Raw genomic sequence first — 11098 nt, 5'->3', positions numbered from 1 at the left:
TTTCACGTTTTTAAGCCCTAAATCACATGATTGAAACCGATCGCCTAATTGCTCCCTCCGCTGCCAGCCCACAAGAAGAGGCGATTGAACGCGCACTTCGCCCTAAAGTTTTGGATGAGTATGTGGGGCAGGAAAAAGCACGTGGCCAGCTGGAAATCTTTATCAATGCTGCGCGCGGCCGTAGCGAAGCATTAGACCATGTACTATTGTTTGGGCCGCCAGGCTTGGGTAAAACAACATTGGCTCATATTGTTGCGCGTGAAATGGGCGTTAACCTGCGTCAAACCTCTGGCCCGGTGTTGGAGCGCGCAGGCGATTTGGCCGCTTTACTCACCAACTTAGAACCAAATGATGTTTTATTTATTGATGAAATCCATCGCTTAAGCCCTGTGGTGGAAGAGATTTTATACCCAGCGATGGAAGATTATCGACTGGATATTATGATTGGTGAAGGGCCTGCCGCACGTTCGGTAAGGCTGGATTTGCCGCCGTTTACGCTAGTGGGTGCAACTACTCGTGCGGGTATGCTGACTAACCCACTCAGAGATCGTTTTGGTATCGTATCGCGCTTGGAATTTTATACCGCAGAAGAACTCGGACGTATTGTGCATCGCAGTGCAGGCTTATTGGATGTGCAAATAACAGCAACTGGTGCATTGGAAGTCGCCAAACGCTCACGAGGTACACCGCGCATTGCCAATCGATTATTGCGCCGTGTGCGCGATTATGCACAAGTAAAAGCAGATGGCATTGTCAGCTCGGAAGTGGCGGATGCTGCACTTAAAATGCTGGATGTCGACAGTTTGGGTTTTGACGTGATGGATAGAAAATTATTGCAGGCTGTTTTAGAAAAATTTGGTGGCGGCCCGGTTGGGTTGGATAATTTAGCGGCTGCGATTGGCGAAGAGCGCGACACGATTGAGGACGTGCTAGAGCCCTATTTGATTCAACAAGGTTATTTAATGCGTACACCGCGTGGGCGCATGGCTACCAGTTTGGCATATCAACATTTTGGCTTGGATGTGCCGAAAACATTGGCGACAGGTGAAGCGTGGCAGCAGTAGAATTTGCAACAAAAAGCCAGTTTAATTGGCAAGTGCGTGTATATTACGAAGATACAGATAGCGGCGGTGTGGTTTACCATAGCAACTATTTGAAATACATGGAACGTGCCCGTACTGAATGGCTACGCCATTTAGGGTTTGAGCAAACAGAGCTAAAAGATGCGTTAAACTCCCTGTTTGTGGTGCATAGCATGCAAATTCAGTTTAAAAAACCCGCAAAATTTAACGATTTACTGACTGTTACAAGTGAGCTATCCATGATAGGTCATGGTAGTTTTGTCTTTTTACAAACAATTAGTCTAGACACACAAACTTTAGTTGAAGCCAATGTAAAAATTGCGTGTGTTGATGCATTAACCTTTAAACCCAGCAAGATTCCGAATCAACTTAAATTAAAACTGCAGCAATTATCAAGCGGTAGTTATCAAATGGAGCCAGCATGAGTGTAGCAAGTGATATGTCTTTATTAACCCTAATCACAGGTGCAAGTTTGCCTGTCCAACTGGTGATGGTGATATTGTTGATTACATCGTTATTTTCTTGGTGGTACATTTTTATCAAAGTGGCCACCATTAAACGCGCTGAAACTGAATCTGAGGATTTTGAAAATAAATTCTGGTCTGGCGGTGATTTGAATAAGCTTTATGAAGGCATCACTGCCGGCCGTCGTAAACCAAGAGGCATGGCCAGTATTTTTGAGGCTGGCTTTAAAGAATATATTCGTCACAAACAGCAAGGCAAAATGGAGGTGAGTGATGTAATGGAAGGTTCGCGCCGTGCCATGCGTGCTGCGTACAACCGCGAGCTTGATGACCTGGATGCACATTTACCTTTCTTGGCATCGGTTGGTTCGGTAAGTCCGTATATCGGGCTGTTTGGTACAGTTTGGGGTATTATGAATTCGTTTAGAGGCTTATCCAGCGTAGCGCAAGCTACATTAAGTCAGGTGGCGCCGGGTATTGCAGAAGCATTGATTGCCACGGCAATTGGCTTATTTGCAGCGATTCCAGCAGTGATTGCCTATAACCGCTTTGCTTCCAACGTGGATAGATTATCGGTGCGCTACGAAAGCTTTATGGAAGAATTCACCAACATCTTGCAACGCAAGTCATAGCGTTAGGAAATTAAAATGCGAACTCGTAAACGCCGCATGATGAATCAAATTAACGTTGTGCCTTATATCGACGTGACTTTGGTGTTGCTGGTTATTTTTATGGTGACTGCGCCAATGACCAACCCTGGCGTGGTTGAATTGCCTAAGGTCGGTCAAGCCTTAAAGCAAACTGGCGCGCCGATAGTTGTGACGATTAAAAAAGATGGTATGGCCGAAATTAACGGTAAAAGACTGCAGCGAGATGAATTGTTGTTTGAAATCAAAAAACAACTTGAAACTAAAGAGCGTCCAGTAGTGGTCGCGGCTGACGAAAAAACCCAGTATGGCAAAGTGGTTGAAGTGATGGATTTATTGAAACAAGCCAAAGTCGATAAAGTGGGTTTGCTATTCAAACCTGCATCTTAATTATTTCTAAAATTAAGTAGCACAAATAGTTAATGCAAAAGTAATCATCAAATGTTAAGACCTCACGAAAGTACCGACTCATGGAAAGCAGGCGCACTGGCGATCGCTGTGCATGTATTTTTGCTGGGCGCCATGCTGGTTTCATTTAATTGGAAAGCGGCACATCCTGTGTTGAGTGTGACAGAGGTTGAATTGTGGGATAAATTGCCCAGCACTAAACCCGTGATTAGCGAACCGCCTAAGCCTGAACCCAAACCTATTGTTGAAGAAAAGCCAGAAATTAAACCAGAGCCCAAGCCTGAACCTAAACCCGTTGTCGAAGAGAAGCCTAAGCCAGAAGAGCCAAAAGTGGATATTGAGCTTGAGAAAAAGAAAGAAGAGCTTAAGAAAAAAGAAGAGATAAAACAAAAAGCGCTAGACGAACAGCGGAAAAAAGATGTGTTGGAAAAACTCCAAAAAGAAGCGCGTGAAGATGAGTTGCGTGAGAAAAAAGCGTTAGAGAAAAAACAAGCGGATGCACTGAAAAAAATGCAACAAGATATGTTGTCTGAGGAAAATGCAGCGGAAAATAAACAGGCAAATGCCGCAAGTGCTGCTGCAAATGCCAGTGTTATAGGTGAGTATACCGATAGGATTAAATCGAAAATTCGCGGCAATGTGAATAAAACGTTGTGTGGCGATGGTAATCCAGAGCTTAGATTTACCATTGGTTTGTTGCCAACGGGTGATTTTAGCAGTGCGCCTAAGTTGATAAAGTCCAGTGGGAACGCTGCATGTGACGCCGCTGTAGAACGTGCTATTGCTGCTTCTGAGCCCTTGCCACTGCCATCAGATCCCGCGATTTATGCCAAATTCAGGAACCTGAATCTGACGTTTAGACCAAACGAGTAATGAGCTGAGTCGATTGGCGATCAATGTATTTGGTCTATTTTAACAATGTAACAAAGCGTAAAAAATGTAATAAAGTGTAATTGCGGTAATATCAGAATCTGTTTGCAGTAAAATTTGGCGGAACCTTTTTAAAAACTGGATTACCAACAGTTGAAACTAATCACACACTGGGCACAATGAATTTTTCAAAATTAATCGTTTTTATCATCAGTTTTTTTATTGTTGTTAGCGCGCATGCTGAGCTTGATATTGAAATCAGTGGTGGTGGTGCACAACAAATCCCTATCGCAATAGTGCCTTTTGGCGACGCTGCTAGTATCAAAGATAGTATTGGTGATATTGTGGCGGCCGATTTAAAGCGCAGCGGTTTATTCCGCGTGTTGGAAACGCGTGGCATGGCTAATTTGCCAACTACGCCTGCACAGGTTAAATACGCTGAATGGTCTGCTTTGCAGGCACAGGTGCTAACTGTCGGGCGTGTTGAGCCTATTGCTGGCGGCCGATTGAAAGTGACTTTCCAATTGTTGGATGTATTAAAACAAACACAATTGGCAGGCATGGATTATCAAATTTCGCCGAGTCAAGTGCGCACTACTGCACACAAAATTGCTGATGTTATTTATCAGAAATTGACGGGTGAGTCTGGCATATTTGCCAGTCGTATTGCCTACATCACGAAAAAAGACAAACGTTATGTCTTGCAAGTGGCAGACGCCGATGGCTTCAATCCGCAAACCGTCGTGTCATCGAATGAGCCGATTATTTCGCCAGCCTGGTCACCAGATGGGTCAAAATTAGCTTATGTTTCTTTTGAAAAGAAAAAGCCGATTGTTTATGTGCAATCACTCAGCAGTGGTAGCCGCCAAGTTTTGGCTAACTTTAAGGGTAACAACAGCGCGCCAGCTTGGTCGCCAGACGGTAGCAAGTTGGCAGTTGTGCTGACTTACGGCGCAAACTCACAGGTCTATACCATCAATGTAGGTGGCGGTGGTTTAAAACAAATTACAAAAAGTAGTGCAATTGATACCGAACCAGTATTTTCACCAGACGGCAATTCGATTTACTTTAGCTCAGACCGCGGCGGTAAACCGCAAATATATAAAGTTTCTGCTAATGGCGGCACACCAACGCGCGTGACGTTTGAGGGAGGTTACAATGTTTCGCCAAAATTTTCACCAGATGGTAAATCTTTGGCCTACATACGTAACGATGGCGGCAAATTTAGAGTTGCTTTACAGGATTTAGCCACAGGCCAGGTGCAATTGTTAAGCGAAGGCAGTCAGGATGAATCGCCCAGTTTTGCGCCAAACGGACGTGTCATTTTATACGCGACTAAAATACGTGGGCGCGGAGCATTGGCGGCGGTGTCATCTGATGGTAAAGTACGCCAACGCTTAAATGATGCAACGGGTGACGTGCGTGAGCCAGCTTGGGGGCCGTTGCTCAACTAGCAGTAATAGTATCGGATATGGTTAACGCCATTTTTAAATGATTTGTACCAAATGAGTTTTTAATTTAACAACCTTACCCAAATCTGGGTAATAAACGGGAGAGTAATATGTATAAACCATCAACAATTAACGCAAAATTAGCATTAGGTTTAAGTTTGGCTATGCTATTGGTTGCTTGTAAAAGCACACCAATCACACCAGCTAAAGTAGAAGATAAAAGCGCAGGTTCATCACAAACAGGCGCAAACGACGGCGCTGATACCAATGGCGTGAAAGAAGTTGTTATTGATAGTAACGAAAACGGTGGTGATAGCGCATTACGTGATCCAAACAATATCCTATCAAAACGTAATATCTATTTTGATTTTGATAGTGATGCAGTTAAAGCAGAATATCGTCCGCTTATCGAAGCACATGCCAAATATTTGTTAGCGCATACTGATGCTAAAATTGTTTTGCAAGGCAACACAGATGAGCGCGGTACACGTGAATACAACTTGTCATTGGGCCAACGCCGTTCAGTAGCTGTTAAGCAAACATTCAATTTATTAGGTGTGCAAGATAAACAAATTGAAACAGTGAGCTACGGCGAAGAAAAAGCAACGCAAAATTGTGCCGGTGAAGCTTGCGATAAAGATCGTCGCGTTGATATCGTGCATGCTGGCGAGTAATAGTTTTGGTTAATCAATCGATTAAAAATCTGATTGTACTGGTGATTGCTACAACGGCAATCACCAGCCATGCCGCAATATTTGACGATAAAGAAGCGCGCAAGAAGATTTTAGAAGTAGAGGCTACTAGTCAGGCCTCAATTAATGATTTGAAGAAAAACCAGGCTGCAATTGAAAAGCGACTGGTTGCGATTGAGGCGGTTATACAAGGCCAGGGTTTGGTTGATATGCAGAACCAGATTGAGAGCCTAAAGCAGGAAGTTGCCAATTTAAAAGGTGAGCTGGAAGTTGCAAGCCATAATATTAATACCACGCAGCAGCGCCAAAAAGATTTATATACCGATACCGATACTAGGTTGCGCAAAATAGAAAGTGGCGTTACGCCATCGTTAAGTGGTACTGGAGCAAATAGTGATAGTCCAGCGAATACGGCAGCCCCAGCGGTAGAGGAGAGAGATATAAAAGCTTTTGCTGACGCTGACGGTTTAAGTAAGTCTGGCAAGCACAAAGAGGCTTTTACTGCGTTTGATGCTTTCTTAAAAGAATATCCAAATAGTAAGCTTACAGCTGATGCGCTGTATGGCATGGGTTATTCACAGTTTGCGTTAAAAAATTACAAATCCAGCATTGCCACGCAACAAAAAGTGGTTACTTTGTATGCAGAAAGTGCAAAAGCGCCAGATGCGATGTATAGCATCGCAAATAGCCAAATTCAGTTGGGACAAGTGACTAATGCAAAAAAAACCTTGCGAGATTTAGTGACAAAGCATCCCAATGCAGACGTAACGCCTAATGCTCAAAAGCGATTAAAAGCGCTAGAGTCATTGAAATAGCTTGTATATAATGCGTTGCAATCCACTATTGCGGCGCATTATGAAAATTATGCTACTGAATGACTTTTCCTAAAGTACATTTCACTCTCTATAAGCGTTGCGCGATTGCGCTCTGTATATTTGCTGTGCTTAATATCCTTATAGGACAATTCACTCATATCGATTTAATCATCGAAGACTATTATTTCGATATAAACACGCAGCAATTTCCCTGGAAAGACACGTGGTTTGCCAAAGACTTAATGCATGGTTATGTGAAATACGTCATTACAGATATTGGTCGCTTGTTATGGTTAATCGTACTTTTAGATATTATTTACCCATGGCGCATTATTGAACAATGGTTGCGTGTGCGCTTGCGCTTTGTGGCTATTGCCTCAGTCTTGATACCTTCTCTTGTTGCAATACTGAAACATTTTTCTGCCCTGCATTGCCCGTGGGATTTAACGCGCTATGGCGGGTTTGCGCCGTTTGTTCGGCTACTTGACCATGTGCCCAGCGCGATGAAGGCCGGTGCTTGTTTTCCTGCTGGACATGCGACAGTTGCTTTGTGGCTGGCCGCATTTTGTGTATTTTGGCTTCCAACTAAACCAAAAACGGCTTTGGTTGTCTTTTTGTCAGGCTTAAGTGTAGGATTCGCACTCGGTTGGGTACAGCAAATGCGTGGTGCACATTTTTTATTTCACACATTATGGTCTGTATGGTTGGCGGCATTGGTCATATTCATCATGTTAGGTTTTACCAAACAATTCAAGCCACAGTTTTAAACTAAAAATTAAACAAAACAATTCAAACAAAACAGAAATAAAATAGGATGATGCCAACCATGAATAAATTTTTATTAGCTTTGCATAGCTTGTTGAGCAAGGTTAAGACGCAAACACAAGCCATACTGCTAACTGCGGCATTTATCATGTTAACGGGTAACCATGCGCTATTTGGCAGGATTTTAGAAGTGTACCCGGCAAAATTATCCAACCTGCCATTTTTAGCTTCTCTGGTAGTATTTTTTAGCATACTGACCACTTTATTTTTACTGGCGATTTCGCATGGCAGATTTACGCGCTGGGTTCTCGCGTTCTTTCTATTTGCGGCATCGCTTGCTGCTTATTATATGGATCAATTCGGCGTCATTGTTGACGTTGTGATGCTGGATAATATTGCACAGACCAATCCGCAAGAGTTTGCTGGTTTAGTTACCCCAATGTTTATTTTAAGGGCAATATTTTTTGGTGTTATTCCCGCGTGGCTAGCGATTAAATACACGCCTGCAGCCAAAAAAGTATGGCCGGAACTTAAATCTCGCTTGCTGGCAGTAGCTGTTCTTTTGTTGCTATTAATCGTGGTTATCGTGCCATTTACCGCTGGCTATACGTCGTTTATCCGAGAGCATCGTGTGACGCGCTTCTATGCAAATCCAACCTATTTTACTTACTCTTTGATTAAGTATGTGCAAGAACAACTACAGCCAGCGCCTTCAAAAGACATTACACGAGTCGCGCTGGATGCAAAAAACCTGGACACGTACAAACATCATGAGCTGATAATTATGGTGGTGGGCGAAACTGCGCGTGCAGACCGGTTTTCGTTAAATGGTTATGAAAAATTAACCAACCCACTGTTGGCAAAAGAAAATGTTGTCAGCTTTAGCAATGTAAGTTCTTGCGGGACTTCTACAGGCGTCTCTGTGCCGTGTATGTTTTCAGTGTTGGGCCGAGAAAAGTATGACAAAGAAAAAGCCTTGCATACCGAAAATGCTTTAGATGTTTTATTTGAAAACAAAGTACAAATTTTATGGCGCGATAATAATTCAGATTCAAAAGGTGTGGCTACTAGGCTTAAGTATGAAAACTTTAAGACGCCAACATTAAATCCTGTCTGTGATAAAGAGTGCAGGGATATTGGTATGTTGAGTGGCTTGGATAAATATATAGAGGCCAGAAAAGACCAGGATATTTTGATTGTACTGCATCAGATGGGTAATCATGGGCCTGAATATTATCGCCGTTATCCAGCGGAATTCGAGCGATTTAAACCAATGTGCATGACGGGTGAGTTGAGGGATTGCAGTCAGGAAGAAATAGATAATAGCTACGATAACGCGATTTTATACACGGATTATTTCCTATCTGAAGTTATTCAATTTCTAAAAAAATATGATGATACACATGAAACAGCTATGCTGTATGTCTCCGATCATGGTGAATCGCTGGGTGAGCATGGGTTATATCTGCATGCTGCCCCATATTCAATTGCACCAAAAGAGCAAACCCATGTACCGGCAATCGTTTGGATGGGCAAGAATTTTGACTTCACAGTTGATCAAGCCAAACCTTTTAAAGATTACCCGTTAAGTCATGATGATGTATTTTGTACCTTGTTGGTAGCGTTTGAGATGCAATCGAAAACTTGTGAGAGCAAGCAGCAAATATTAATGCAGAATAATGATTTAAGAGTGACGCATTAAAATACTTAACCATTTTTTTTTGAGGAAATTTTTAAGTATCGTTAATCATTAATTCTTTAGTCTTTTCGCGGTAAAATAGCGCCAACATAACGTTGGCGTTTTGCTTTTTATGTATTCAAGTAGTTAAAACTAATGGCTTTAAAAATTTACGAAATATTTCATTCACTGCAAGGCGAAACCAGTCGTTCTGGTTTGCCTACGGTATTTGTGCGTCTGACGGGTTGCCCTATGCGTTGTACTTATTGCGATACCGAATACGCTTTTAGCGGCGGATCCAATATGGAAATTGCGGATATTTTAGCTAAAGTGGCCGAGTTTGGTGCGCATTATGTAACGGTGACAGGTGGCGAGCCGCTGGCGCAAAAGCAGTGTCACGATTTGCTAAAATCTTTATGTGATGCGGGCTATAGCGTGTCGCTAGAAACTGGCGGTGCAATGAACATTGCACCGGTTGATAAGCGCGTGTCAATTATCTTAGATATTAAAACACCTGCTTCAAATGAAGAGAAAAAGAATCTTTGGAGCAATTTAGCGCATATTAAACCCAGCGATGAGATTAAGTTTGTGCTGTGCAATCGTGCTGATTATGATTGGGCAAAAGCTAAACTGAATGAGCTAAAGTTGGTTGAAAAATGCCCAGTGTTATTCTCACCCAGTTTTCATGAGTTGGCTGCCAATGAGTTAGCTACTTGGGTTTTGGCCGACAAGCTGCAGGTGCGTATGCAAATTCAGTTGCATAAGATTTTATGGGGTGAAAAGCAAGGCGTATGACAAAAAAAGCGGTTGTTTTGCTCTCTGGCGGACTGGATTCTGCTACTTGTTTGGCGATTGCAAAATCGCAAGGCTTTGATTGTTATTGCTTAAGTTTAGACTACCATCAACGCCATATCGCTGAGTTACAGGCGGCCAATAATGTCGCTTTGAAACTAGGTGCTATCACCCACAAAACGGCGCAATTGGACTTAAGTTTATTTGGCGGTTCGGCATTAACGGATAACGCAATTGATGTGCCGATGACAGAAACAGCAGGCATTCCAGTCACTTATGTGCCTGCACGCAATACGATTATGCTGTCATTAAGCTTAGCTTGGGCAGAGGTGTTGGGTGCGCAAGATATTTTTATCGGTGTGAATGCGCTGGATTATTCCGGCTATCCGGATTGCCGCGGTGAATATGTGGCGGCGTTTCAGCAAATGGCTAATTTGGCGACTAAAAGCGCAGTAGAAGGCCAGAAAATCACCATACATGCACCGTTAATCGATATGACTAAAGGGCAAATAATCAGTCTGGGTACGCAACTGGGTGTGGATTATGCAATCACAGTTTCCTGCTATCAGGCCGATGATTTGGGTCGTGCCTGTGGAAGGTGTGACTCTTGTCGTTTGCGACGCGACGGTTTTGTTCAGGCCAATATGCAAGATCCTACCCGTTATAGAGTTGCTTAATAACTTCAATACGTTATAGTTTGTTTTCCCTTATTCGGGCGGCAATAAAATAATGAGTGTGAGTCAATCAAATCAGGATGATAGTTGGCGCATAAAAATGCTAGAGCAAGGCTTGGCGCATTTGGGTCAGGCATTAATTATTGTTTCTAGTCGTGCAGAAGTTTTATTTGCATCAAGCGCTGCGGAAGTACTGCTTAAAAATCAGCATGGCCTCCGTGTTGTGAATCAGCAATTAACTGCAGATTTGGCACCAGATAATACGCGCTTGCAAAAAGCGATACACACGGCAATAGACGCGAACCATACGCAAGAAAACTCAATCAGTATTTACGTGCACCGTAGTGAACATCCTAAGCCGTATTATTTATCAATCAGCAGCATGCAAAAGCAAGAAGATGAGCGCAGAGATGGCCATAGTGTATTGATTTTGGTAAAAGATTTAAGTTTAAATTATGAGTATTGGACCGATAGATTAAGTGCAGAATTTAATCTATCGCGCCGTGAAGTTGAATGCGTTGTGTTGTTAACTGAACGTAGAAGTACCAAAGAGGTATCCGAAGTAATGGGTATCAGTACGGAAACCGTGCGGCAGTATATTAAGAATGTATTCAAGAAGATGGACGTGCAAAAACAGCACGAACTGGTTAGTATGGCGCTGGAATATCGTAGAAACCGATAGTTAATCATTAAAATTAACTGTTTTTAAGCGCGTAAAGTTTGGATTGCCTAAATATTTTGCTTGTCAGTATTCTGGTTT

General features: G+C 42.7%; 13 protein-coding genes. All 13 read left to right on the top strand.

Annotated elements, in window-relative coordinates; translation table 11 throughout:
- Positions 1–26 precede the first annotated feature (26 nt).
- The 13 genes from ruvB to K370_RS06120 all read left to right on the top strand — a co-directional run bounded on the left by ruvB (position 27) and on the right by K370_RS06120 (position 11020).
- Positions 27–1064, top strand: coding sequence for a Holliday junction branch migration DNA helicase RuvB (gene ruvB, locus K370_RS06180; RefSeq protein WP_047539894.1), 1038 nt, complete (start codon positions 27–29; stop codon positions 1062–1064).
- Between the two features lie 32 nt (positions 1065–1096).
- Positions 1097–1507 carry a tol-pal system-associated acyl-CoA thioesterase gene (gene ybgC / locus K370_RS06175; protein ID WP_419177399.1) on the top strand — a complete coding sequence of 137 codons (411 nt, stop codon included), beginning with the start codon at positions 1097–1099 and terminating at the stop codon, positions 1505–1507.
- Positions 1504–2178 carry a protein TolQ gene (tolQ, locus tag K370_RS06170; RefSeq protein WP_047539889.1) on the top strand — a complete coding sequence of 225 codons (675 nt, stop codon included), beginning with the start codon at positions 1504–1506 and terminating at the stop codon, positions 2176–2178. Before ybgC ends, tolQ begins: the two co-directional genes overlap by 4 nt.
- A gap of 15 nt (positions 2179–2193) precedes the next feature.
- Positions 2194–2583, top strand: a complete 390-nt coding sequence (locus tag K370_RS06165) for an ExbD/TolR family protein (protein WP_047539887.1) — start codon at positions 2194–2196, stop codon at positions 2581–2583.
- Between the two features lie 51 nt (positions 2584–2634).
- The gene (gene tolA, locus K370_RS06160; RefSeq protein WP_047539885.1) at positions 2635–3474 is read left to right on the top strand and encodes a cell envelope integrity protein TolA; all 840 of its coding nucleotides are present in this window, start codon (positions 2635–2637) and stop codon (positions 3472–3474) included.
- A gap of 176 nt (positions 3475–3650) precedes the next feature.
- Complete coding sequence (gene tolB / locus K370_RS06155; RefSeq protein ID WP_047539884.1) at positions 3651–4925, top strand: Tol-Pal system beta propeller repeat protein TolB; 1275 nt, start codon at positions 3651–3653, stop codon at positions 4923–4925.
- Positions 4926–5032: 107 nt separating this feature from the next.
- A complete protein-coding gene (locus K370_RS06150; protein ID WP_047539882.1) occupies positions 5033–5596 on the top strand; it encodes an OmpA family protein in 564 nt (187 codons plus the stop codon).
- A gap of 5 nt (positions 5597–5601) precedes the next feature.
- Positions 5602–6429: a tol-pal system protein YbgF gene (gene ybgF, locus K370_RS06145; protein ID WP_052185189.1), complete on the top strand. Its 828-nt coding sequence runs from the start codon at positions 5602–5604 to the stop codon at positions 6427–6429.
- A gap of 59 nt (positions 6430–6488) precedes the next feature.
- Complete coding sequence (locus tag K370_RS06140) at positions 6489–7196, top strand: phosphatase PAP2 family protein (protein ID WP_047539880.1); 708 nt, start codon at positions 6489–6491, stop codon at positions 7194–7196.
- Between the two features lie 59 nt (positions 7197–7255).
- Positions 7256–8896 carry a phosphoethanolamine transferase gene (locus K370_RS06135; protein ID WP_047541715.1) on the top strand — a complete coding sequence of 547 codons (1641 nt, stop codon included), beginning with the start codon at positions 7256–7258 and terminating at the stop codon, positions 8894–8896.
- A gap of 132 nt (positions 8897–9028) precedes the next feature.
- Entirely contained in the window at positions 9029–9667 is a 639-nt protein-coding gene (gene queE, locus K370_RS06130) for a 7-carboxy-7-deazaguanine synthase QueE (RefSeq protein ID WP_047539878.1), read from the top strand.
- Positions 9664–10341 (top strand): 7-cyano-7-deazaguanine synthase QueC, encoded by a 678-nt coding sequence (gene queC / locus K370_RS06125; RefSeq protein WP_047539876.1) that lies wholly within the window; start codon positions 9664–9666, stop codon positions 10339–10341. The genes queE and queC overlap by 4 nt, the downstream gene beginning before the upstream one ends.
- A 52-nt stretch (positions 10342–10393) precedes the next feature.
- Positions 10394–11020, top strand: a complete 627-nt coding sequence (locus K370_RS06120; protein ID WP_047539875.1) for a helix-turn-helix domain-containing protein — start codon at positions 10394–10396, stop codon at positions 11018–11020.
- Positions 11021–11098: the final 78 nt, after the last annotated feature.

The organism is Methylotenera versatilis 7 (assembly GCF_000799165.1).
GTDB lineage: Bacteria > Pseudomonadota > Gammaproteobacteria > Burkholderiales > Methylophilaceae > Methylotenera_A > Methylotenera_A versatilis_A.
Note: the sequence above shows the minus strand (reverse complement) of the source record. Positions and strands in the feature narration are given on the sequence as shown.